This window comes from Polaribacter glomeratus (assembly GCF_002954665.1).
GTDB lineage: Bacteria > Bacteroidota > Bacteroidia > Flavobacteriales > Flavobacteriaceae > Polaribacter > Polaribacter glomeratus.
This window is the reverse complement of sequence record NZ_MSCM01000002.1, coordinates 1013120-1039254: the sequence shown is the minus strand read 5'-3', so window position 1 is coordinate 1039254 and position 26135 is coordinate 1013120. Positions and strand designations below refer to the sequence as shown.

Annotated in this window: 19 protein-coding genes and 1 pseudogene; 16 read left to right on the top strand and 4 right to left on the bottom strand. The window is 30.1% G+C overall.

Annotated features, from left to right (window positions below; genetic code table 11):
• Nucleotides 1–21 precede the first annotated feature (21 nt).
• The 6 genes from tilS (at nucleotide 22) to BTO16_RS14610 (ending at nucleotide 10007) form a co-directional block, all read left to right on the top strand.
• On the top strand, nucleotides 22–1371 hold the full coding sequence (gene tilS, locus BTO16_RS14640; RefSeq protein ID WP_105022398.1) for a tRNA lysidine(34) synthetase TilS: 1350 nt from the start codon (nucleotides 22–24) through the stop codon (nucleotides 1369–1371).
• Nucleotides 1371–3338, top strand: coding sequence for a protein-disulfide reductase DsbD family protein (locus tag BTO16_RS14635; protein ID WP_105022397.1), 1968 nt, complete (start codon nucleotides 1371–1373; stop codon nucleotides 3336–3338). Before tilS ends, BTO16_RS14635 begins: the two co-directional genes overlap by 1 nt.
• 40 nt (nucleotides 3339–3378) lie before the next feature.
• Nucleotides 3379–3756 (top strand): hypothetical protein, encoded by a 378-nt coding sequence (locus tag BTO16_RS14630; protein ID WP_105022396.1) that lies wholly within the window; start codon nucleotides 3379–3381, stop codon nucleotides 3754–3756.
• A 168-nt stretch (nucleotides 3757–3924) separates the two neighbouring features.
• Nucleotides 3925–6504: a phosphoenolpyruvate carboxylase gene (locus tag BTO16_RS14625; protein WP_105022395.1), complete on the top strand. Its 2580-nt coding sequence runs from the start codon at nucleotides 3925–3927 to the stop codon at nucleotides 6502–6504.
• 190 nt (nucleotides 6505–6694) lie between these two features.
• A complete protein-coding gene (locus tag BTO16_RS14620; protein WP_105022394.1) occupies nucleotides 6695–8038 on the top strand; it encodes a TlpA family protein disulfide reductase in 1344 nt (447 codons plus the stop codon).
• A gap of 397 nt (nucleotides 8039–8435) precedes the next feature.
• The gene (locus BTO16_RS14610) at nucleotides 8436–10007 is read left to right on the top strand and encodes a TlpA family protein disulfide reductase (RefSeq protein WP_105022392.1); all 1572 of its coding nucleotides are present in this window, start codon (nucleotides 8436–8438) and stop codon (nucleotides 10005–10007) included.
• Nucleotides 10008–10239: 232 nt separating this feature from the next.
• Here the strand turns inward: BTO16_RS14610 and BTO16_RS14605 are convergent, their stop codons facing one another.
• Together BTO16_RS14605 and BTO16_RS14600 are read right to left on the bottom strand one after the other, a co-directional pair.
• Nucleotides 10240–10527: a type II toxin-antitoxin system RelE/ParE family toxin gene (locus BTO16_RS14605; protein WP_105022391.1), complete on the bottom strand. Its 288-nt coding sequence runs from the start codon at nucleotides 10525–10527 to the stop codon at nucleotides 10240–10242.
• On the bottom strand, nucleotides 10527–10760 hold the full coding sequence (locus BTO16_RS14600; protein ID WP_105022390.1) for a ribbon-helix-helix domain-containing protein: 234 nt from the start codon (nucleotides 10758–10760) through the stop codon (nucleotides 10527–10529). The genes BTO16_RS14605 and BTO16_RS14600 overlap by 1 nt, the downstream gene beginning before the upstream one ends.
• 90 nt (nucleotides 10761–10850) lie before the next feature.
• Between BTO16_RS14600 and BTO16_RS14595 the strand changes: the two are divergent.
• From BTO16_RS14595 to BTO16_RS14585, 3 genes and pseudogenes are all read left to right on the top strand, one after another.
• Nucleotides 10851–11165 (top strand): annotated as a pseudogene (locus BTO16_RS14595) (phosphoenolpyruvate carboxylase); the annotation flags it as partial.
• Nucleotides 11166–11256: 91 nt separating this feature from the next.
• A complete protein-coding gene (locus BTO16_RS14590; RefSeq protein ID WP_105022389.1) occupies nucleotides 11257–12792 on the top strand; it encodes a YifB family Mg chelatase-like AAA ATPase in 1536 nt (511 codons plus the stop codon).
• Between the two features lie 21 nt (nucleotides 12793–12813).
• Nucleotides 12814–16155 (top strand): T9SS type B sorting domain-containing protein, encoded by a 3342-nt coding sequence (locus BTO16_RS14585; protein ID WP_105022388.1) that lies wholly within the window; start codon nucleotides 12814–12816, stop codon nucleotides 16153–16155.
• On the opposite strand, the gene BTO16_RS14580 is transcribed toward BTO16_RS14585, so the two are convergent.
• Nucleotides 16156–17586 carry an SLC13 family permease gene (locus BTO16_RS14580; protein WP_105022387.1) on the bottom strand — a complete coding sequence of 477 codons (1431 nt, stop codon included), beginning with the start codon at nucleotides 17584–17586 and terminating at the stop codon, nucleotides 16156–16158.
• A gap of 385 nt (nucleotides 17587–17971) precedes the next feature.
• Nucleotides 17972–19288, bottom strand: a complete 1317-nt coding sequence (ahcY, locus tag BTO16_RS14575; protein ID WP_105022386.1) for an adenosylhomocysteinase — start codon at nucleotides 19286–19288, stop codon at nucleotides 17972–17974.
• A gap of 62 nt (nucleotides 19289–19350) precedes the next feature.
• Here ahcY and BTO16_RS14570 point away from each other — a divergent pair, with 62 nt between their 5' ends.
• The 7 genes from BTO16_RS14570 to BTO16_RS14540 all read left to right on the top strand — a co-directional run bounded on the left by BTO16_RS14570 (nucleotide 19351) and on the right by BTO16_RS14540 (nucleotide 25944).
• Entirely contained in the window at nucleotides 19351–19977 is a 627-nt protein-coding gene (locus tag BTO16_RS14570) for a 4'-phosphopantetheinyl transferase family protein (RefSeq protein ID WP_105022385.1), read from the top strand.
• Nucleotides 19978–20168: 191 nt separating this feature from the next.
• Nucleotides 20169–20801: a nicotinamide riboside transporter PnuC gene (gene pnuC / locus BTO16_RS14565; protein WP_105022384.1), complete on the top strand. Its 633-nt coding sequence runs from the start codon at nucleotides 20169–20171 to the stop codon at nucleotides 20799–20801.
• Nucleotides 20762–21364 (top strand): AAA family ATPase, encoded by a 603-nt coding sequence (locus BTO16_RS14560; RefSeq protein ID WP_105022383.1) that lies wholly within the window; start codon nucleotides 20762–20764, stop codon nucleotides 21362–21364. The genes pnuC and BTO16_RS14560 overlap by 40 nt, the downstream gene beginning before the upstream one ends.
• Before the next feature lie 109 nt (nucleotides 21365–21473).
• The gene (arfB, locus tag BTO16_RS14555) at nucleotides 21474–21878 is read left to right on the top strand and encodes an alternative ribosome rescue aminoacyl-tRNA hydrolase ArfB (RefSeq protein ID WP_105022382.1); all 405 of its coding nucleotides are present in this window, start codon (nucleotides 21474–21476) and stop codon (nucleotides 21876–21878) included.
• 328 nt (nucleotides 21879–22206) lie between these two features.
• On the top strand, nucleotides 22207–24555 hold the full coding sequence (locus BTO16_RS14550; protein ID WP_105022381.1) for a TonB-dependent receptor: 2349 nt from the start codon (nucleotides 22207–22209) through the stop codon (nucleotides 24553–24555).
• 302 nt (nucleotides 24556–24857) lie between these two features.
• Complete coding sequence (locus tag BTO16_RS14545) at nucleotides 24858–25049, top strand: hypothetical protein (protein ID WP_105022380.1); 192 nt, start codon at nucleotides 24858–24860, stop codon at nucleotides 25047–25049.
• A 31-nt stretch (nucleotides 25050–25080) separates the two neighbouring features.
• The gene (locus BTO16_RS14540) at nucleotides 25081–25944 is read left to right on the top strand and encodes a sigma-70 family RNA polymerase sigma factor (protein ID WP_105022379.1); all 864 of its coding nucleotides are present in this window, start codon (nucleotides 25081–25083) and stop codon (nucleotides 25942–25944) included.
• Nucleotides 25945–26135: the final 191 nt, after the last annotated feature.

Below are 26135 nucleotides of genomic sequence, written 5' to 3'. Positions count from 1 at the left end.
TTCCTTATTTTTGACGCTTATATGCTGCAAAAATTCAAAGAACATATCAACATTAATTTTCCTTTTTTAAAGGATAAAAAACTATTAATTGCTATTTCTGGCGGAGTGGATTCTGTTGTTTTGACGCAGCTACTTCATGAGTTAAATTTCAATATTTCTTTAGCGCATTGCAATTTTCAACTTCGAGAAAAAGAGAGTGATTTAGACGAAGAATTTGTAAAATTATTAGCTCAAAAAACGTCTAATCAGATTTTTAAAATTAAATTTGATACGGAAAAATTTGCATCAAAAAATAAACTTTCTACACAAATTGCTGCAAGAGAATTGCGTTACAACTGGTTTCAAGAAATTATTGAAAAACATAATTTTGATTATGTATTAACGGCACATCATGCAGATGATAATTTAGAAACTTTTTTAATCAATTTAACTCGTGGTTCTGGTTTAGACGGCTTTACAGGTATTCCAAAAATTAACGGAAATATTGTCCGTCCGCTTTTGGCTTTTTCTAGAGAAGAAATTTTAGCATACGCAAAAACAAATACCATAGATTGGCGAGAAGATGCAAGTAACGCAACCACAAAATATATCAGAAATAAAATTAGGCATCAAATTCTCCCTGTTTTAAAAGAAATCAATCCTAATTTATTAGAAACGTTTGCAAAAACATTAGAAAATTTACAAGAGAGCAAACAAATTATTGAAGATAGAATTGCTACTATTTCATCCGAAGTTTTTGAAACCGACTTCTCGACGGAGTTTATCTTGAACGCAGTCGAAAGGCTCGAAGTGACAAAAATAAATATTGATAAAATCAATCAACTTTCAAACCCGAAAGCTTACTTATACCAGCTGTTAAAAGAGTACAATTTTACCGAATGGAACGATGTTTACCATTTACTTTCTACTCAATCTGGAAAACAAGTTTATTCTAAAACGCATAGATTGGTAAAAGACAGAGAATATTTATTACTTTCTGAAAGAGATTTCTCGACTGCGCTCGAAATGACATTTGAAATTCATGAAAATCAATTTGAAATTACAAACCCTATTTATTTAACTTTTGAGGATGTTTTACAGAAATCCGATGAAAATAAGCAGGCAATTTACGTTGATAAAGATTTGTTAAAATACCCGTTAATTGTAAGAAAATGGGAAAATGGAGACTATCTTTATCCTTTAGGAATGCAAGGAAAAAAGAAGTTGAGTAAATATTTTAAAGACGAGAAATTCTCACTTTTAGATAAAGAAAATGCTTGGTTACTTTGCAATGCCGAAAACGAAATAATTTGGGTACTAAATTATAGACAAGACAGTCGTTTATCCTTGAAAAATACTTCAAAAAATATTCTAAAAATAACATCAAAATAATGAAGAAATTCATCACATTTTTCATCCTTTTATCAGCAATAATTTCTCAGGCACAAACTGCAGATGAACCTATAAAATTAGAAACTTCTGTTCAAAAAATATCAGAAACTGAATATGATGTTGTTTTTAGTGCAAAATTGTATAAAGGCTGGTATTTGTACTCGCAATACAACCCAGATGAAGCTTCGTTGCCTTTAGAAATAACAATGCAAGCCAACGAAACTGGTTATAAATTGGTTGGCAAGGCAACCGAAAAAGACACTTTTGCTAAATATTCTGATGTTTGGGAAAAAGAAGAAATTGTTTTTAAAGACAAAGCAATTATTACCCAAAGAATACAATTAACGAACAAAGAAATTACCCAAATTAAACTTAACTTTTTTGGGCAAGTTTGCGAAACTGCTTGTATAAATATTGATGAAAACTTTACGATTTCCCTGGCCGGAAATACTATAAATGAAGCGATTTCAATTGATGAAAAAAGTCAAAATCTAACCAAAAAATTACAATTAGATTTAAAAAACACTTCACTTTTAAAGAATTCTACAGACACAAATACTGATACTTCAAATGGCTTATTTAGCATATTTTTACTTGGTTTTGTTGGCGGATTGCTGGCTTTATTAACACCTTGTGTATTTCCTATGATTCCGTTAACGGTTTCATTTTTCACAAAACAATCAGAAAACAAAAAGAAAGGCGTTTTCAATGCCATTTTATATGGATTTTTTATTGTGCTTATCTATATCTTATTAAGTCTTCCGTTTCACTTTTTAGACAATTTAGACCCTGAAATTTTAAACACAATCTCTACAAATGTTTGGTTAAACATCTTCTTTTTTGTGGTTTTGGTATTTTTTGCATTCTCATTCTTCGGATTTTACGAAATAACATTACCAAGTTCTTGGGGAAATAAAATGGATTCTGCTTCTTCGGTTGGCGGCCTTGTTGGCATCTTTTTTATGGCTTTAACCTTGGCAATCGTTTCATTTTCTTGCACAGGACCAATTTTGGGTTCTTTGTTAGCAGGTTCTTTATCTTCGGATGGTGGCGCAATACAATTAACCGCAGGAATGACTGGTTTTGGATTAGCTTTAGCGCTTCCTTTTGCATTGTTTGCACTGTTTCCTAGTTGGTTAAATTCTTTACCAAAATCTGGCGGATGGTTAAACACAACTAAAGTTATTTTAGGGTTTTTAGAATTGGCATTGGCGTTTAAATTCTTATCAAATGCAGATTTAGTGGCACATTGGGACATTCTAAAACGTGAAGTTTTTATCGGAATTTGGATTATTATTTTCATAGGATTGGCCTTGTATATCTTTGCGAAAATTAAATTTCCGCATGATTCTCCTATCAAGAAATTATCGTTTTCAAGAATCTCATTCGGAGTTTTAATTATCTCATTTATCATTTATATTTCTCCAGGAGTTATGAAAAATCCTACTTGGAATTTAAGTTTGTTAAGCGGTTTTCCACCTCCACAATTTTACAGCATTTATGAGCAAGAAACAGATTGCCCTTTAGGTTTAAATTGTTATGACGATTTTGAAGAAGGCCTTGCTGCTGCAAAGGAAACCAACAAACCAATTTTATTAGACTTTACGGGTTGGGCTTGCGTTAATTGCAGAAAAATGGAAGAAAATGTTTGGAGTGAACCAGACATTTATCAAACGTTAAAAGAAGATTATATTTTGATTTCTTTGTATGTTGATGATAATGAAAAAGAGTTGCCAAAAGACCAACAATTCGATTTTTTAAAGAAAAACGGAAAGGTTAAAAAGATAGAAACTGTAGGCGATAAATGGTCTACTTTTCAAGTGATCAACTTCAAAAACGCATCACAACCCTTTTATGTTTTGTTAAGTGCAGATTTAGAGGTTTTAAATTCTGCGCAACAATACACAGATAGAGACACGTATTATAATTGGTTACAAGAAGGTTTGCAAAATTTTAATAAAAAATAGTTGTATATTTAGATATGATTTTTAAATTAAAACGAGCATCATGAAAACGAAACACTTCGTTCTTGCATTCATTTTTCTTTTTAATATTTCTATAAATAGTCAAGAAATTGATCAAAACTCTTCAGAAAAACCAGTAAGTATTTATACTTTTTCTAATTTTTCGAATGGTAAAAATAATTTCTCTGCGATTAACAAAAAACTAAAATTAGCCAATTTGAATTTCGTTTTTGTAGATGGTGTTGCTATGGATTTAAATCAGTTTTCTGTTGATTTTACAAATCTAGGCAAAACACCAACGGCATTTATTTATGATGATTATAAAAGGTATCAAGACCAAAATTTACTAAAGGGTTTTTTACTTAAAAACGATCCAACTCGCTGGAATTTGCAATGTTTACCGCCAAATTTACAGCCGTAAGCATATTTTAAAATCAACAAAAACAAGAGACTTCATCACAATTTATGTATTTGTAAAAAATCACTCTAAATTTATATCGTTTTCGTAATTAAATAAGCGATTATTACCAAAAAGCAAGGTTCTTTATTTTTGCTTTTTTGTAAATTCACGAAATAAATTTTAGAAGAAATGTCTGATTTACCAAAAATTACAAGATTTAACGATAATGTGCTGTCTAAATATCAAATTTACAACAGTATTTTTATTACACTTCCTTTCGACACCATAAATAATACAGGTGTTTTACTACCTCTTTTTCATAAAATTTGCGAAAATGGTTTTCAACAAGGATTAAATCCAACAGAAATTGTAGAAAAATTTTTTAATAAATACTTAGAAAATCCTACAGAAAAAGGTAAAAAAGATTTACTCTTTCAATTTATTCAATATATAGAACGTCAGGTAGTTTTGTTTGATGCTGTTGAAGACGCCGCTTTTCCTACGGTAAATAACATGGATGGTTTGGGTACACTTAGAAACTCTGAAGAAACTGCGCTTTTAAGTGGCAAAAAAGAAGATTTAAAAAAACATCTAGAAGACTTTAAAGTACGTGTTGTTTTAACGGCACATCCTACTCAGTTTTATCCTGGTTCTGTTTTAGGAATCATTACAGATTTAGATACAGCGATTCAAAATGATGATTTGCTACTTATCAAAAATCTTTTAGCACAATTAGGAAAAACTCCTTTTTACAAAAAATCTAAACCTACTCCTTTTGATGAAGCGGTAAGTTTAATTTGGTATTTAGAAAATGTATTTTATCATTCTGTTAGTAAAATATACAACTATATTCAGCAGCACGTTTATGACGGCGGCCCAATGCAAAACGAAATTATAGATCTTGGTTTTTGGCCAGGAGGCGATAGAGACGGTAATCCTTTTGTAACTACACAAATTACCTTAGATGTTGCCGAAAGATTGCGTCAATCAATTTTAAGAAATTATTACAGAGATGTTAGACGTTTAAAAAGACGTTTTACGTTTGATGGTGTTCAAGAAATTTTAGCAGGATTAGAGAAGCGTTTGTACAAACACGTTGTAAGAAGTTATGCAAAAGTTAATTTTTCTCAGAAAATACTTTTAGAAGAATTGTATGCTGCCAGAGAAATTGTAGTGAACAAGCATCAATCTTTGTTTGTAGAAGAATTAAATGACTTTATTAACAAAGTTAGAATTTTTGGTTTTCATTTTGCAACGTTAGATATTAGGCAAGATAGCAGAGTGCATCACGATGCGTTTACGCAAATTGTAACAGACTTAATTGAAACTGGCGACACTACATTCCCTAAAAATTATCATCATTTATCAGCCGATGAACAAATAGATATTTTATCGTTGGTAAAAGGAACGATAGACCCTTTAATTTTGTCTGATGAAATGTCTGTAAAAACAATTGAATCTATTTATGCTTTAAAAACAATTCAACAAAGAAATGGCGAACGTGGTGCAAACAGATATATCATCAGTAATAACCAAAGTGCACTAAACGTAATGCAAACTTTTGCAATGCTAAATTTATGCGGCTTTGAAAACGAATTACCGGTTGATGTAATTCCGCTTTTTGAAACGGTAGATGATTTAGAAAATGCAAGCGATGTAATGCGCACATTATATACAAATAACACGTACAGATATCATTTATCAAAAAGAAAAAACAAGCAAACAATTATGTTAGGTTTTTCTGATGGAACAAAAGATGGTGGTTATTTAATGGCAAACTGGGGTATTTTTAAAGCGAAAGAAGCTTTAACAAAAATTTCTAGAGAGTTTGATATTGATGTAATTTTCTTTGACGGACGTGGTGGACCACCTGCAAGAGGAGGCGGAAAAACACATAAATTTTATGCTTCTTTAGGACCAACAATTGAAGATAAAGAAATACAGTTAACCATACAAGGACAAACAATTAGCTCTAATTTTGGAACTTTAAACTCATCGCAATACAACTTAGAACAATTAATAAGTTCTGGTATTAAAAACGAAATGTTTAACAAGGATCAAATAAACGATAAAAACAGAACTATTATTGAAGATTTGGCAGTTACAAGTTATAAAACATACGTAGATTTTAAAAATCATCCGCAGTTTTTACCGTATTTAGAAAAAATGAGTACGTTAAAATATTATGCTAAAACCAATATTGGTAGCAGACCAAGTAAACGCTCAACTTCTGATACTTTAGATTTTGCTTCTTTAAGAGCAATCCCTTTTGTTGGCAGCTGGAGTCAATTAAAACAAAATGTACCTGGTTTTTATGGTGTAGGAGCTGCCTTAAAAAAATACGAAGAAGCTGGTAGATTTGATGAAATTGTAGAATTTTACAATGCATCCGATTTCTTTAAAACCTTGCTAGAAAACAGTATGATGAGTTTAACAAAGTCGTTTTTTGGTTTAACAGCTTACATGGCAGACGACCCTGTTTATGGTGAATTTTGGAATTTAATTCATGAAGAATACCTAACCACAAAACGTTTGTTATTAAAACTGGCGGGTCATACAGAATTGATGGAAAATCATCCGGTAGGAAAAGCATCGATAGCAATTAGAGAAAACATTGTTTTACCTTTATTAACGATACAACAATTTGCGTTAAAGAGAATTCAAGAACTTCAAAAAACGGAAGGAAATACGGCAGAAATTGAGGTTTATGAAAAAATGGTGATGCGTTCTTTATTTGGGAACATAAATGCGAGTAGAAACTCGGCATAACAACAAAAAAACTTATTTATAGAAAAATGCAATCAAATTTTTGGTTGCATTTTTTTTATTTCTTTATTTCATCTAACTTTAAATAAAAATAAGATAGCTATTTCAGTTATTATTGCTGAATCATAAATTCATGAAAAACAACTTTTAGACGTCAATAAACAAAGCCTTGAACAAATTCAATTTTAAGAAAATGAAAACAATTAATCTAGTTTTACTATTTTTTATTTTACTGTCATGTAATGGTAAAAATAATGAAACTCAAAAAGGGCAAACTATTATAACATTAGAACTAAAAGAAGGTAATTATTCTTTTTTTGAACCTATTGAAAATACAATACAATTCTCATCTCAATATGAAAAATATCCAAAATATTATCAAGATTTAATGAGTAATTCTCATTTTGATTTAAAAGACTCTCTCATTATTTCTACTTTAAAAACAAATTATTTTTCATATATTTTTGAATTATTTAAAAAGGATTATTTAAGTAAAGAAGAATTCATGCGAATAGGTATTGATTCTCTTAAATATCAAAACACTCCCAAAGACAATAAACTTTTGGTTGGTATTCAATTTAAAAAAGATCGCCAAATTTTATATGTAGATCAAAATAAAAACGGAAATTTTAAAGACGAAAAACCTATTATTTTTAAATCAGATTTCAGAAATCATGATTCTGACAGTGTAGATTTGAAAAATATTCCTAAAATAGACTATAGTTATTGGGCCGAAGAGGAAGGTGTTATTACTCGTTTTAAACGAAAAGCAATTATTTATCCCTCTTTAAATGATTACAGATTTTCTGAAACGAATGATGAAATTTCAAAAAAATCTAGGCTGTTACTAAAGTTCAAAGATTATTGGGAAGGAAATGTTGTTTTAGATGAGCTCGAATATGTTTTTATTGTTCAAGGTACTTCCAGAGGTAATTTTTCGCTTTACATAAAACCATCAACACAAAATTTTGATGATAAAAATCCAATAATAAATCAAAATTTTAAATACGAAATAAAAGATTCCATAAAACTTGGAAATAAAGTTTTTGTTTTAGAAGATATTTCTAACGATTTAAATAATCTAAAAATTAAAGAAATTAAAGGTAAAAAGTTTATTTACGGGAATAAGATTGGTCAGAAATTAAAAAATTTAACTTTAAAAAAAGAAAAATTAGCAGATATTTTAAAGAAGAAAAAATACACACTAATAGATTTTTGGGGAACATGGTGCAAACCTTGCAGAGAACAAATACCAACTTTAAAAGAATTTTTTAATAAAAATAAAGGCCAAATTAATTTAATAAGTATTGCTTACGATAAAAATTTGAATGATGTAATTCAATATACAACCAAAAACGAAATGGATTGGCCGCAGTATTTCTATAATAGAAGTAATGGAAAAGGTATCATTAAAGATCTTCGAATTACATATTACCCTACTTTACTATTAGTTGACAATGAAATGAATATACTTTATAAAGAAAGTGGCACAAGTAATTTTAAGGAGTTGAAACGTATTATAAATTTAAAAAAATAAAATTTAAGTATTTATAGGCAATACTTTTTTTATTGATTAAACAAAAAATATTGTTGCAACGATTGTCTAACTTACTCAATGGATATTAAAAGCTTAAGTTATTTTAATATCTTTAAATTTTAAATTATGAAAAAACAAATTTTAAACATTGGTAAGGCTCTTAATAGAGTTGAACAGAAAGTGGTTTTGGGAGGTTTGGTTCTTTTAGGAAAGTGTTGGGTATCATGCAAAGGCGGTGGAACTTACGAAGCTTTAGATTGTGACGGCTGGGCCGTTGGTGTGTGTCAGCCATTTGATGGATTTTCATCGTGTTCATGTTGGTAGTAATCTATAAAATAACAGGGGTTAAAAAATCCCAGTTTCCATTATATAATTAACTTAATTTTAAAGCTCTAACATGAAATTTAGATATATTATTTGTGTAATAGTTTTTTCATTATTACTTCATTGTAAGAAAAATACGTTGCCAAAAAAAGAGGCTTTAAAATCAAACAGTTTTATTGAAAATAGAGATTCTAAATTAAATAAAGTTGTAATTACTGGAACTACTGATGATATTATTGCATTTGAATACCTTAGCATTATGAATAGTACTTATCTATTTGGAAGACCACATTTAGATGCTACAAAAGAAATTTTTGCTGATTCATTACATATGGTTTTGAATTCAATAGATAAACCATTGTTTTCAGAAGTTGTTCTAGGAGGTGGTAAAGCATTTTATCGTGGTTTTATTTTTCTGATTCCAGGAGACACAATTAGCATCAAAATAAAAGATGGAAAAGTATTGTTTTTTGGTAAAAATGCGATACAAAATAATTATTATTCAGAAATGAATCGTCAAACGCCTGAATATCAAAAAAACCCTTATACAGGTAATCTAAATTTGTACAAAGAAAGTATAAAGTCTATTTACAATAAAAGAATTGCTTTTTTAAATCAATATGTTAAAAAGAATAACATTCAATCTAAATATTTTATTAATACTATAAAAAGTAATCTAAAGCATGAATATTTATATTCTCTTATCAATCCTGTAAATGTTAAATCAAGTAGAGATGGCTATTACTTTAATGAATTTGATGGATTAATGCCAATAATTCAAAAAGAAACGATTAAAAATTCAGAAGTTATTTTTGATTTGTCTAATTATTTTGGAAAAATATCAATTGAAGAATTCAAAGATGTAATTGCCCTTAATAATAGTACGTACTTTAAAAATAATATTAATCCATACATAAGATATTATTTTCTCGACTCAAAATATTTACCCTATTCAAAAGAAAAGTTCTTAGCAGAAAAAGAATTTATTCAAAAAAACTTTGATGGTGAAATAGAAAATTATGCCATTGCAAGAATGATAAGAGATTATCATTTAAAAGGGTTTGGAAATAGTATAAATAGTATTGAACTCTTAAAAAGTACTATTGATGAGTACCAAGAACAATTTACAAAACCATCTTATATTGAATTTATGAATGGTATAAAAGCAGATTTAGAATCGTATGATTTTAAATTATCAGAATCCGCTTTAGACTCTAAATTTATTAACAATATAGGAGACACTTTAACTTTACGAAAAATTTTTGCGCGATCTAAAGAAAGAATAAAAGTTGTTGATTTTTGGGCAAGTTGGTGCCCACCTTGTATAGAACAAATTAAAGAAGGCAAACCTTTTAAAGATAGACTTTTGGTTGAAAATAATGTTGAGTGGATATATATTTCGCCTGAAAAAGATTACAAAAAATGGTTAGTAGCTAATAAAAAATTTGAAAATGTATTAAATTTTAACAACTCTTTTTTTCTGTTAAAAGGGCGCAAATCTTCTTTGGCTAGTTTTTTTAAAGTGAATGAAATACCACAATATGTTATTTTTAATAAAGAAAATAAAATCATCTTAAATAAAGCTCCTTCTCCTTCTGATGAAGTCATTTTTGAAAAAATTATTGATGAAATATATAATAAATAGTTTTCAGAAAAATATAATTGAAAAATTAATGGATAAAATTATAAAGTATTTGGTAAGTTGATAAACTTGCAAAGTTCATCTTAATTTTAACGTTGTTTTGTATCAAATGTTGCGTTTTTGTGAACGAAGAATTTCCAACAGAAATTCAGAAGTTGGCAAAAAAGCGATAAGCTTTAGTTTATGTAAATACAGCAATATTTTACACACGGTGATGGCAACTGTAATTTTTAAATCAGAGAATATTTTTTAAATCTTGTCTTCCAATTATTGCCATAATTTCTAGAATATTATTATTTACTTTGTAATAAATACTATCTGAACCAGAAACACAACGTCGATATCCTATTTTTATATAGTCGACGGCTTCAAAATAAAATGGATTTTCCGCTATAATGTCAAAGTTTTCAAAGAAAGAATCGAAATATTTATCAGCTTGAATCATTCCGAATTTTTCAACTCCGTATTTATGCATTCTTATTAAGTCTTCTTTCGCTAAATTACTTATTTTATAATTAGGCATTAAATCAACGACTTTGATTCCGCTAATATTTGTTCTTTACTCAAATTCGTAAATCCGCTATTTTCAGCTTTCTCCAATTTAGCACTAATCCAGTCAATTTGTCTTTGTTGTTTTCTTGCTTGTCTAATTAAATCGTTTACAAGTTCACTTTTAGTAGAATACTCTTTTTTATCAACTTGATTTTTTAGCCATTCATCATTTGGTTGAGTGAACGAAATACTTTGTCTTCCCATAATATTTTATTTTGGTGCTAATTTACACCAAAAAAATCAATTTAGCAGATTTAATGTTCAACCTGAGTTTCGTCATTTTTATAGTTGCCAACGGCTTATATGGCAGACGACCCTGTTTATGGTGAATTTTGGAATTTAATTCATGAAGAATACCTAACTACAAAACGTTTGTTATTAAAACTGGCGGGTCATACAGAATTGATGGAAAATCATCCGGTAGGAAAAGCATCGATAGCAATTAGAGAAAACATTGTTTTACCTTTATTAACGATACAACAATTTGCGTTAAAGAGAATTCAAGAACTTCAAAAAACGGAAGGAAATACGGCAGAAATTGAGGTTTATGAAAAAATGGTGATGCGTTCTTTATTTGGTAATATTAATGCGAGTAGAAACTCGGCTTAGTATAAAATTAAAATTTTAATATAAAATGCGAGCAAATTATTTTGCTCGCATTTTTTTATTCGGCTAGATTCTTTATCTTTAAAGAAAAAAAATGCTAGTTAAAGTTTATGGTTCTGCCGTTTTCGGTATTGAAGCCACCACAATTACCGTCGAAGTTAATATAGATAAAGGAATTGGCTACCATTTGGTTGGCTTGCCAGACAAAGCAGTTAGCGAAAGTTCGTATCGGATTTCTGCCGCTTTAAACAACAATAATTACACGCTTCCTGGTAAAAAAATCATCATAAACATGGCGCCTGCGGATATCAGAAAAGAAGGTGCTGCTTATGATTTAACTTTGGCTATGGGGATTCTTACCGCTTCCAATCAAATAAAATCTACCAATATTGATGAATATATTATTATGGGCGAGCTTTCTTTGGATGGAAGCTTACAACCTATAAGAGGTGCTTTACCTATTGCCATAAAAGCGCGCGAAGAAGGTTATAAATATTTTATTTTACCAAAAGACAACGCTAAAGAGGCTGCTATTGTAGATAATTTAGAAGTTTTAGGAGTAGAAAACATCATGGAAGTTATCAATCATTTTAATGGTGATAAAAAAATTGAACCCACAATTGTAGACACAAGAGCTGAATTTTATAAAAATATCGATTTTCCAGAGTTTGATTTTTCGGATGTAAAAGGGCAAGAATCTATAAAACGTTGTATGGAAATTGCAGCTGCTGGCGGGCATAATATTATTTTAATTGGTCCTCCGGGTTCAGGAAAAACAATGTTAGCAAAAAGATTGCCAAGTATTTTACCACCAATGACGTTGCATGAAGCGCTAGAAACCACAAAAATTCATTCTGTAGTTGGTAAAACAAAAAACAATGGCTTATTATTTCAAAGACCTTTTAGAAGTCCGCATCACACCATTTCTGATGTTGCTTTAGTTGGTGGTGGCCAATATCCGCAGCCAGGAGAAATTTCTTTATCGCATAACGGCGTTTTATTTTTAGATGAATTACCAGAATTTAAAAGATCGGTATTAGAAGTAATGCGTCAACCTTTAGAAGATAGGGATGTTACAATTTCTAGAGCAAAATTTACGGTTACCTATCCTTGTAGTTTTATGTTGGTAGCAAGTATGAATCCGAGTCCGAGTGGATATTTTAATGATCCAAGCTCACCCATGACCTCTTCTCCGCAAGAAATGCAACGTTATTTAAGCAAGATTTCTGGCCCTTTACTAGATAGAATTGATATTCATATAGAAGTAACTCCTGTTCCCTTTGAAAAATTGACTGAAGAACGAAAAGGAGAATCTTCTGTCGTTATTAGAGAAAGAGTTACAGCCTCTAGAGAAATACAATCCGAGCGTTTTAAAGATTTTGAAAACGTGCATTACAATGCTCAAATGAATGTGAAGCAGATTCGAACATATTGTAAATTATCTACAGAAAGTTTATCGCTTTTAAAAACTGCCATGGAAAAATTAAATCTTTCTGCAAGAGCGTATGACCGAATTTTAAAAGTTTCTAGAACAATTGCAGATTTAGCAAATACAGAAGATATTTCTCCAGATCATATTGCAGAAGCCATACAATATAGAAGTTTAGATAGAGATGGTTGGTTAGGGTAAAACTATTTATATTTGCTTTTTATGAAAAAACATTTTTTATTCCTACTTTTTATATTTGCTTTTTTATCAAATTTAAATGCACAAATTACTTTAACGCATAATGTTGGTAACACACCAATTAAAACTGATTGGGTTTCTTGTGAAGATGAAGAATATTGGGCAAGAACTTTTACGCTTTCTGAATTTGGAATTTCAACCAATGAACAATTTATATTAAAGTCAGGACAATTTGCTATTAGCAATGCACAAGAAGGCGCAAGACTTATTTTAAATGTTTATAGTATCGATGATAACTTCCCAGATTCAGAGCCTAAAATAATGAGTTATGGCAACTATTTAGAAACACCTTTAATTGGAGACACACCAAAAATTTTAACTATTAATTTTACTACTCCAATTGTAGTTACTTCTGGGATAAAAAAAATTTTAATAGAAGTTACTCAAATGAATATCAGTACAATTGGAGTAAAAAAGGTTCTTATAGCTGGTACAAGTCAAGATAATGATACTTCTTGGTTTAAAGGTTGCACAGATGTTTATCCATATAAATCTACAGAAAACCTAAATGTACCAGTTTCAAATGCTAATTTTTTTATAAATGTTACTGGAGAAAAAAGAAGTATCATTAACACAAACTCTAATGTTATTTTATCTCATAATATTGGAGATAATGTTATTAAAACAGAAATGTTTTCTTGTACTTCTAGTTATTTATATTGGGCTAGAAAATTCAATTTATCAGAATTTGATATAGGTGAAAATAAGGAATTAATTATAAATACAGGTAATGTTGGTATTACAGGTGCAGGATGGTTGGCAACACTTCAATTTAATATTTATAAAGTAGATGAAAATTTTCCAAATTCCTTTTCAAAAACCGATTTAATTGGTAGTAGTCAAATAGTTGAATTATCTCCTTTTTCTTGGAGTTCTACAAGTTCTAGAATTATTACAATTCCGTTTGATAATCCTGTAACCGTTCCTTTAGATGTTAAAACTATTTTAGTTGAGGTACATAAAGGAATAAGTTATGGAGATGCAAATGCCTTTATTGCTGGCACTGAAAGTGATAACGACTCTTCATGGTTTAAATCTGAAGGTTGTGAATCATCAACATACCAAACTACAAAAGAAATGAGGTTGGCAAGACCTAATGCTAACTTTTATATCACAGTAAATGGCCAAGCAAAAACAATTTTTCCTTTTACAATTACCAATGATAATACTTGCTTAAATTTTTCAAACAATTTTAGTTTAACAAATCTATCAGAAATAAAATCTGTGATTTGGAATTTTGATGACCCAAGTTCTGGTGCAAATAACTCATCAATTGCTGTGGATGTGAATCATCAATTTTCATCCGCAGGCGTTTACAATGTTACTGCAACGGTTGTTCATACTGATAATACAAGCTATACAATTCCTAAAAAAATAGAAATTTTTGATGCACCAAATATCAACACTTCAGTATCTCTAAAACAATGTGACAATGCTGATATTAATGGTTTTAGTTTCTTTAATTTGAATGAAGTAAAAGAAGAAATTATTACAAATTCTGATGCTTATACAATTACTTTTTTTGAAGAAAAAATTGATGCAGAAAATAATGGAGTTTCCATAACCAATGTTACAACTTATAAAAATGAAATAGTTAGTGTTGATAAAATTTGGGCAAGAGTAGAAAATGATAATGGTTGTTATCGTGTAAGTGAGGTTAACTTGCTTGTTTCTACAACTCAAATCCCAACAACTTTATTAAATAGTTTTTATGAATGTGATAATGGAACAAGTTCTACAGACGGAATTGCAATTTTTAATTTTAGTTCAGTAACAACAGAAATTGAAAATTTATTCCCAATAAATCAGCAGTTAATTATTAAGTATTATAGAAATGAAGCTGATGCTTTATCCGAAGAAAATTTTATAACAGATATTACAAACTATCAAAATATCGGCTATCCAAATCAGCAAAATATTTATATTAGAGTTGATAGTAAATTTGATAATGATTGCTTGGGTTTAGGTGCTCATATTTCTTTACATGTAGAAAAAGTTCCTGTTGCAAATCCTATTATTATAAATCCAGCATGTGATAATGATAGAGATGGTTTCTTTTCTTTTGACACCTCAACTTTTCAAAATAATATTATTGGTAATCAAACCAACGTAACTATTAGCTATTTTGATGAAAACGGAACGCAGCTTTCCAGTCCTTTGCCAAATCCATTTGTTACAAAATCTCAAAAAGTTACTGTAAAGGTAGAAAATACAACTTCTAAAGATTTTGATGGAAAATGTAATGACGAAACCATTCTAAACTTTGTGGTAAACTCAGTTCCTATTGCAAATACAATAACTGCTCAAGAAGAATGTGATGACGATTTTGATGGAATTATAAGTTTTAATACGGCAACAATTGAAAGTACAATTCTTGGAAACCAAACCAATTTAATTGTAAAATATTTTGATGAAAATGACGTTGCTTTACCAAGTCCGTTACCCAATCCATTTTACACCGCTTCGCAAACTATTACGGTTCGTTTAGAAAATCCTGTTTATGATGTTTGTTTTGAAGAAACAACAATCGATTTTATTGTACGAGAAAAACCAACTGTAAATTTAATTCCAGAAGATATAATCTGTATTACCAATAATTCTAATTTAGAAGTTAGAGTTGACAACCCAAATGCAGATTTTACGTACACTTGGAGAGATATAAATGGACTTGTAGTAGGAAATTCAGCAACTACAACTATTAAAAAAGGAGGCGTTTACAAAGTAATTGCTACTTCTGTGTTTGGATGTAATTCTGAAGAGCAACAAATTGTAATTAAAGAATCTTCTATTTCATCAATTACTATAAATGATGTTTTGGTGCAAGATGATTCTGATAATAATTTTATTAAAGTTAAAACTGATAATTTAGGTTTAGGCGATTATGAATTTAGACTTCTAGATATCAATTCTACTATTATTTATGATTATCAAAGTGATCCCAATTTTGAAAATTTAGGAGGAGGAATTTATATTTTAGAAGTAAATGATTTAAATAATTGTGGCTCGATTCCTTTTGAAATTTCCTTAATTAGTTTTCCTTCTTTTTTTACCCCAAATGGTGATGGTGATAATGAGTATTGGCAAATTAAAGGACTTGACAATAGTTATTACAAAAGCGGAATTATAAACGTATTTAATAGATATGGCAAGCAAGTTGCAACCTTTACAATAAACGACCTTGGCTGGGACGGAACCTATAATGGAAAAAACCTACCCCAAAATGACTATTGGTTTCAGGTGGTTTTGATTAATCAAAGTGATGAAGTAAAAAATAGAAGTGGTAACTTTAGTTTAATTAGAAAATAGTTAAAAAAACAACGGAATTACAAATTGATAATACAAAATTAATAAAACCACTGCTATTAGGTTTAAAACGATTCCTGCTTTTACCATTTGATTCACTTTTATATAACCACTTGCAAAAACAATTGCATTTGGCGGTGTTGCCATTGGCAGCATAAATGCACAACTACTTGCAATCGTAACCGGAATTAATAAATTTAAAATAGGAATATTTAAACCAATAGCAATACCTGCAACAACTGGCGCCATAACAGCAACCAAAGCAACATTACTCATTAACTCTGTCATAAATAACATTAAAACGATTAGTAACGAAACTGTTGCTAAAACATTAAAATTCCCTGCAGCAATTGTATCGGTAACTAGAGCAACCAAACCACTAGATTCCATAGCATTTGCAAGTGCTAAACCACCACCAAAAAGCAATAAAATTCCCCAAGCTAACTTTTCTGTATCTTTCCATTTTAGGATAAAATTTCCTTTATTAAAATTCATAGGAATTGCAAATAAAGAAACCGCACCAATTAAACTGATGATAGTATCAGATAATTTTAAATCAGGAAAAATACTGTTGATAATTGTTCTTGTAACCCATAAAAAAACGGTGATTGCAAAAATTAATAAAACTCTTTTTTCTTCTTTAGATATTTTACCAAGTTTCTCCACTTCATCCGTAATTAAATTTGCGGATGATGAAAATAGAATCCCTTTACTTGGAAACATCAATTTTACCAACACAAAATATACCGCAACAATCATAAGTATTGAAAACGGTAAACCAAAACTCATCCAAGTTAAAAAAGAAATTTGAATGTTGTATTGATTTTCTAAAAGACCTATTAAAACCGAGTTTGGTGGTGTACCAATAACAGTAGCAATTCCGCCAGCATTTGCTCCAAAAGCGATACCTAACATAATACTTAGCGCAAAATTTTTATCTGCTTTTGTAAAGCCATCTTTATCATCAATTAAAAGTTTTATTACTGATATTGCTATTGGCAACATTACCACTGTAGCTGCCGTATTACTAATCCACATGCTCATAAAAGCAGTTGCAATCATAAAACCCAACACTACTTTATTGGGGGTTGTGCCTGTAAATTTTACAATATTTAAAGCGATTCTTTTATGCAGATTTACTTTTTCTAAAGCCAAAGCCAATACAAAACCTCCGAAGAATAAGAATATAATCGGACTTCCATAATTTGCGCCAACAGCATCAATTTCCATGACTTTTAAAAGCGGAAATAAAATTAATGGCAACAAAGCAGTAACAGCAATATTTACGGTTTCTGTAATCCACCAAATTACCATCCAAAGTGCAACAGCAATCACGGCATCTCCTTTTTCTGATATCAAAAAAAATGGAAGATTTATAATGATAAAAAATAATATTGGACCCAGAAGGAGTCCTATTTTTTTGGTTATGTGCATTTTAGATTGAATAATTTTTGCGCTAAAGTAGCAAAAGTCTTAGAAACTTTTTTAATAATTTTTTAAAACAGCTAAAATTATTTAACTTACTTTTAATCAGGGAAATAAAGCCGTGTAAAAACGAAAAGCTGCGTTAAGGATAGAAACGGCATCCTTTTTTGTTTTTTCAAAAAAGATATAGTGGATAGCCTGTTAAAACGCCCAAATTCTTGATACAATTTTTCCGTAAAAAAGTACTCAACATAAAAAAACCTTCTCAAATTAATGAAAAGGTTTTGTTTTTATAAAATTCCTAAATCGCCTAAAAAGGCTCTTTCTAGAATGACAGTTAACGTTTATAAATTGCGGTTATACTAGTAACCAACAACTAAAAACCAACAACTATTTAGTATCTGTAATGTTCTGGCTTAAATGGCCCTTCTACAGTTACACCAATATATTTTGCTTGGTCTGAACGCAATTCTGTAAGCTCTACTCCTATTTTTGCTAAGTGTAAAAATGCTACTTTTTCATCTAAATGTTTTGGTAACATGTACACTAAGTTTTCATACGCATCTCTGTTTGTCCACAATTCTATTTGCGCCAACGTTTGATTTGTAAATGAATTAGACATTACAAAACTTGGGTGACCTGTTGCACAACCTAAGTTTACCAGACGACCTTCTGCTAAAAGAATAATATCTTTACCGTCGATTACATACTTATCAACTTGAGGTTTGATGGTATCTTTTGTATGACCATGGTTTTTGTTTAACCAAGCCATGTCAATTTCATTATCGAAATGCCCAATGTTTGCAACGATAACTTTGTCTTTCATTGCTTCGAAATGGTGCCCTTGAATAATATCTTTGTTACCTGTAGTGGTAATAATAATATCAGAATTTGCAATAACAGTTTCTAATCTTTTTACTTCAAAACCATCCATTGCTGCCTGTAAAGCACAAATAGGATCGATTTCTGTAACCGTTACAATAGAACCTGCACCTTTAAATGAAGCTGCTGTTCCTTTACCAACATCACCGTAACCACAAACCGTTACACGTTTACCTGCTAACATAATATCTGTTGCTCTACGAATTGCATCTACTGCAGATTCTCTACAACCATATTTATTATCAAACTTAGATTTAGTAACAGAATCGTTTACGTTTATTGCTGGCATTGGCAAAGTTCCTGCTTTAACTCTGTCGTACAATCTATGAACTCCTGTTGTAGTTTCTTCTGATAAACCATTGATTCCTGCAGCTAATTCTGGATAACGATCTAAAACCATGTTTGTTAAATCTCCACCATCATCTAAGATTAAGTTTAATGGTTTTTTATCTTCACCAAAAAATAAGGTTTGTTCTATACACCAATCAAACTCTTCTTCGGTCATGTCTTTCCAAGCATACACTTCTGTTCCTGCAGCAGCAATTGCAGCAGCAGCTTGATCTTGTGTAGAAAAAATATTACAAGAACTCCAAGTAACTTCTGCTCCTAAAGCTTGTAACGTTTCTATTAAAACAGCCGTTTGAATCGTCATGTGTAAACATCCTGCAATTCTTGCGCCTTTTAAGGGTTGGCTGTCTTTAAATTCTTCTCTCAAAGCCATTAATCCTGGCATTTCTGCTTCGGCCAAATTCATTTCTTTTCTTCCCCAATCTGCCAAAGAAATATCTTTCACTTTAAAAGGGATATAAGTAGCGGTTTTTGTGCTCATATTTTGTATATTTAAATTCTATTTTTTGCGACTGCAAAGTTACAACATCCATTTTAAAAATTATGGCTCTTTACAAAACATTAACGATTGGCAAAACAACTAAAGTCCTTATTTGGAAGATAGAAGAATCTATTGACGAATTACAAAAAGGAATTATTTTATCTAAAAATAGTAAAACCAGATTGGATTCTATGAAGTCTGATTTGCATCAAAAAGGTTTTTTAAGCATCAGACATTTACTAAAAGAAATTAATTTAACGGATGCTGATATAAATTATGATGAATTTGGGAAACCTCATTTAACCAACGGAAGGCATATTTCCATCACTCATTCTTTTACTTTTACTGCCATTATTTTTTCTGATGAAACTCCTGTAGGAATCGATGTAGAAAAACAGCGTGAGAAAATCTTAAAAATTGCGCACAAATTCACGCCAATTGAAGAATACAAAACCATTGCAAATGTTGATGCTTTAATTAGTAAACTAACCATTGTTTGGGGCGCAAAAGAAAGCTTGTATAAAATATACGGAAAGAAAAAACTGCTTTTTTTACATCACATTTATGTGCATGATTTTAATTTTGAAGATCAAAAAACTATCGGGGAAATCCGTTTTGACGGGGAATTAACTTCTTACAAAATCGAGTTTTTAGAGTTTGAAGGATTTACATGTGTTTTTGGGTATTAAAGGTTCAAGATTTAAAATTCTAAATTCAAAGTTGGGGTTTTATAAAATTGTGTTTTAAACGATAGGAGAAATCTCCATTATATTTTAACTTGATTTTCTAAGTGCTCTCTATTTCTATTGTAACGAAAAAAAACATCGAAATTAAAATGAACTTCTTACTTTTGACTTTTTATAAATCTCTATAAAATAAAATGACAGAAATTTTTGATTTCTTTTTTGGTCAATATAAAACCTATTCAACCACCGAAACTACTTTAGAAATTATTGCCGTAATTTTTGGTTTCTTATCCGTTTGGTATTCTAAAAACAATAAAATTTGGGTGTTTCCAACAGGAATGATTAGCACTTCTATTTTTGTATATCTGCTCTTAAAATGGGAACTTTTAGGCGATATGATGATTAACGGATACTATTTTATTATGAGCGTTTATGGCTGGTATATATGGACTCGTAAGGTAGATGAAACGCATGTTACTCCTATTTCGAGAATTACTCCTAAAGAGAAAAAAACATCCATTTATATCTTTTTTGCAACCCTTCTATTTGTATTTATCGTTTATAATTATTTTGAAAAATGGACTTCTTGGGTTGCGTATGCAGATACTATTACCACCGCAATTTTCTTTGTGGGCATGTGGTTAATGGCAAAACGTAAAATAGAAAATTGGTTATTTTGGATTGCGGGAAACATCATTTCTGTACCTTTATATTTTTATAAAGGATTTACTTTTACCAGTTTTCAATATTTAGGATTTACATTTATAGCAATATTTGGTTATTTAGCATGGAAAAAAAGCTTAGACAAAACCCAGTTAACATCGTAAAAGTTGTTTTATTTGGTCCAGAATCTACAGGGAAAACGACACTCTCAAAACAATTAGCACGGTATTACAACACGGTTTGGGCACCAGAATTTGCAAGAGATTACCTGCAAAAAAAATGGAATAATGAGCGTAAAACTTGTGAAGCAGAAGATTTAATAGAAATTGCTATCGGGCAAATGCGATTAGAAAATAAATTGGCTAAAAAAGCTGATAAAGTTTTAATTTGCGATACCGATTTGCTAGAAACAAAAGTCTATTCAGAAGAATATTATGGAGGTTTTGTAGATGAAAACTTAGACAAAGCTGCGAAACAAAATAAATACGATTTGTATTTATTAACCTACATAGACACACCTTGGGAAGAAGATGATTTACGAGACAGACCAGGTTTGCGTTTAGAAATGTTTACCGCTTTTGAAAACGCTCTAAAAAAACATAATTGCAATTATCTTTTATTAAAAGGTGATAAAGAAACTCGATTAAAAAATGCAACAAAAGCGATTGATAAAATTATTGCGGATAAAGAAAATCTAAGTTCATTCTCTGATTCTTTGATAATTTAAACTTGCGTATTTTTTATCAAAATTTAAGTAATTTTACAATTCTTATTAGTATTAATTAAGAGGAAGAAAGATAGCTATTTTTCTCATCTCTAGCGTCTTTGCAAAAAAAATGAACACAGAAAACATCCTAAAAGAGTTAAATTTTAAAGCCATCAGAAGTTCTGGTGCTGGTGGGCAACATGTAAATAAAACATCTTCTAAAATTGAATTAACCTTCGATTTAGAAAACTCCTTTGCTATTTCTGAAGTAGAAAAAGAACTTTTAAAAACCAAGCTTTCATCAAAATTAACAAAAGAAAATGTACTGATTGTATTTTGTGAAGAAACACGTTCTCAACATCGAAATAAAGACCTTGCTATTAAACGTTTTTTAACGTTAATCAAAACAAATTTACGACGCCCAAAAATAAGAAGACCCACAAAACCAAGTAAAGCATCTCTTAAACGAAAATCGGAGAGCAAACAAAGAAATTCTGTAAAAAAAGCTTTGAGAAAAAAGCCGAAACCCGATTAAATAAAAAAGTCACTTTTTTGTTTCCTATTAAAAATTTCCAACTTAATTTTGCAGCGTTCTCATAAAGGGGTGCTTTTTTTAGTATTCAGTTTGCAGTTGCGGTTTACAGTGAAAACTTTAAACTTAAAATTTTAAACTTTGAATTAAAAACGGCTGAGATCATACCCATTGAACCTAGAACAGGTAATGCTGTTTAGGAAACGAGCTTGCTAAAAAATCTGGTAGATCTTTTTTAGCGAGTGCAGAAGCGGCAGCTTCAACAAACTAATTATTCAATATTAATCACAAGAATAATTACCTCTTTTTATTCGTTTTAAATTTTTTTAAAATGAAAAAAAACATCTTTTTTTTATTCTTGTTTACAAGTATACTTGTAAACGCCCAGACATTTACACTTAAAGGAAAAGTAGTAGATCAAAACAATGAATCTTTACCAGGAGCAACTATTTTGGTTAAAGAAGCTAAAAAAGGAACATCCGCAGATTTTAATGGAGCGTTCAGTTTAATTCTTCCAAAAGGGAAGTACACAATTCAAATTTCATTTATTGGTTACAAAACGGTTTCTAAAGAAGTTTCTTTTATCAAAAACGATGAAGTCAAATTTACTTTATTACCAGATTCAACAGTTTTAGAAGAGGTATTGGTTTCTGCAGTTCGTGTAAATGCAGATGTACCTGTTACGTTTTCTAACTTATCAAAAAAGGAAATTGCAAAACGTAATTTAGGGCAAGACATTCCTATTTTACTAAACTACATGCCTTCTGTGGTTTCATCAAGCGATGCTGGAGCAGGAGTTGGTTACACGTACATGAGCGTGCGTGGTTCTAATAGCGAACGAATTAATGTAACTGTAAACGGAATTCCTTACAACGATGCAGAAAGTCATGGAACTTTTTGGGTTAATTTAGGCGACTTTGCTTCTTCTACAGAAAACTTGCAATTGCAGCGTGGTGTTGGTACATCTACAAACGGATCTGGTGCTTTTGGCGCAAGTTTAAATATTTTAACAGATGCTGTTTCTGAAGAATCTTTTGGAGAAATTTCTAATTCTTTTGGCTCTTTTAATACAAGAAAACACACGGTTAAATTTAGTACAGGAAAGGTTAACGATCATATAGAAATTGCAGGTCGTTTGTCTAATATTTATTCTGATGGCTATGTAGATAGAGCTTTTGCTGATTTAAAATCGTACTATTTGCAAGGAAGTTATACAGATGAAAACACATTGATAAAAGCAATTACTTTTGGAGGAAAAGAGAAAACATACCAAGCTTGGGAAGGATTAACGAAAACTCAATTAGAAGAAGACAGAAGACAGAATCCGTATACCTATGATAATGAGACAGACAACTACGAGCAAAATCATTATCAATTGCATTGGAATGAAAAGCTAAATGAAAGTTGGTCTACAAACGTTGCTTTAAACTACACAAAAGGTTCAGGATATTTTGAACAATTTAAAGAAGAACGAGATGCTCCAGATTATGGTAATTTAATTAAAGACGAAACAGATGTAATTGTAAGACGTTGGTTAGACAACGATTTTTATGTTTTTAACTTTAACACGAATTATAAAACTGATAAAGTTAATTTTATAACAGGAATTTCTTATTCTCATTATACTGGAGATCATTTTGGAGAAGTAATTTGGGGAGAAGATTTAGCGCCAAATGTAAATATTAGAGATCGTTATTATTTTTCTGATGCTAAAAAAACAGATTTTTCTGCATTTGCAAAAGCAACTTTTAGTATTACCGATAAATTATCTGGTTATGCAGATATACAAGGACGATTTGTTAGCTATCAAACAGCAGGAATTACAAATGATATTGTTCCTATAAATGTGGATGCAAACTTTAATTTCTTTAACCCTAAGTTTGGATTTACATACAAAATCAATGAAAGCAATAATCTTTATACCTCTTTTGCCGTTGCAAATAGAGAACCAAATAGAAACGATTTCGAAAATGGCGTTACTACTCCAGAAACCTTACATGATTTTGAACTCGGTTGGCGTTTAAAAGATGAAAACATCAAAATAAACACCAATATTTATTATATGGATTATAAAAATCAATTGGTTTTAACGGGTGCTTTAGATGATGTTGGGCAACAAATTAGAGCAAATTCTGAAAGCAGCTATAGATTAGGTTTAGAAATTGATGCAGACATTCGTTTAAGTGAACAATTTTCGATTAGACCAAATGCCGCTTTTAGCACAAATAAAAATAGAGATTTCTCCATTTTAAGAGACGGTAATAAGACACCACAATCTTTAGGAGATACAGATATTTCTTTTTCTCCTGATGTAATTATTGGAAATATGTTTACCTATATGCCATCAGAAAATTTACAATTTACATTTTTAACAAAATATGTGGGTCAGCAGTTTATGAGTAATTTTAGCAGTGCCATTTCTGATACCGATGTTTTAGATAGCTATTTTACATCAGATATAAATATAGTTTATGAGTTAAAAACAACTACAGTTTTTAAATCGGTAGTGTTTTCTGCTTTGGTAAATAATATTTTTAATGCAGAATATGTAGACAGAGGTTATTATTATACATATGATGACGATTGGTCTGATCCAAATGCTATAACTACGTTAGATGGTGCAGGATATTATCCGCAAGCAACAAGAAACTTTTTAGTTGGTGTTACTTTAAGATTTTAAGAAAAAACTATTTTTTAATCATATTTGATTAAAATTGAGTTAAAAAACAAATAAAACGAGGGTTTTCTGCCGAAAATCGCTCGTTTTTTCGTATATTGTAAATTCATGAAAAACCATTGTACTTACAATAAAAAAAACATCCTAGTTTATAATTTTGATTTTTTGATTATTCAAAGTCATGTTGGTAAACTTATCCCTACTGTTTTCTAGTTTTTTTATCTCACATTTTTTTTAAGAAATTACACACATTTTAATACTAAATTCTTAATTAAAGAGTGTCTTGCACTTTTTAAAACCTACTTATGAAAATATTTCACATTAAGAGAAAAATTCAATATCAAAAATACTATTCTTCTGCAATGGGAATGTTAAACTCAAGAGTTACATACATCAAAAAATATTTTTTAGGCATTCCGTTTAAAACAATTTATACGCAAAGAGTTACTTATTACGGAGAAATTAAAAAGAGTGATGACTGCAACCTATTTATTTAAAATTAACTTATAAAAATAATCAAAATAATATATGAGACAACTTAAAATTGTTAAACAAGTAACCAACCGTGATTCAAAATCTTTAGAGAAATATTTTCAAGAAATTAGTAAAATTGGGCTTATTACTGCCGATGAGGAAGTAGAATTAGCTTTGAAAATAAAAAAAGGTGATGATAGAGCGTTAAACAAACTTGTTAAAGCAAATTTAAGATTTGTTGTTTCTGTAGCTAAGCAATACCAAGGCCAAGGTTTAAAACTATCCGATTTAATAAATGAAGGTAATTTAGGTTTGGTAAAAGCTGCAAAACGTTTTGATGAAACTCGAGGTTTTAAATTTATTTCGTATGCCGTTTGGTGGATACGCCAGGCGATTATGCAAGCTTTAGCAGAGCAATCTAGAATTGTACGTTTACCATTAAATAAAATTGGAAGTATTAATAAAATACGAAAAATATATGCTAAACTAGAGCAAAATGAACAGCGTATGCCTACTAACAAGGAAATTGCAAAACAGTTAGACATGACTGAAACAGAAGTAGCAATGGCTTTAAAAAATTCTGGCAGACATGTTTCTATGGATGCGCCTTTTAGAGAAGGCGAAGACTCTAATTTATACAACGTATTGCAGTCTGATGAATCTCCAAGACCTGACAAAAACTTAATGAAACAATCTCTAACCATAGAAATCGATAGAGCTTTAGATACGCTTTCTAGTAAAGAAGCCAACGTAATAAAAATGTTTTATGGCATCAACCTGCCATCTGCTCACAGTTTATCAGAAATTGGAGAGATATTTGATTTATCAAGAGAAAGAGTTCGTCAAGTAAAAGAAAAAGCAATTAGAAATTTAAAATCTAAGTCGAGAACACATCTTTTAAAATCTTATTTAGGATAAAAATTTGTCTAACAAAGAATCAATAGAATATAAAAATGTACTTAATTTAAATCCCAAGTGTAAAACTTGGGATTTACCTTTCTATAAAGGATGTTTTCCTGCTGATACTCTCTTCAAAAAAAGTTAACTTCGTTACTCTATTATATGCATGAATTAGAAATCAGCATATCATTTTAAGCTAAGATGAAAGA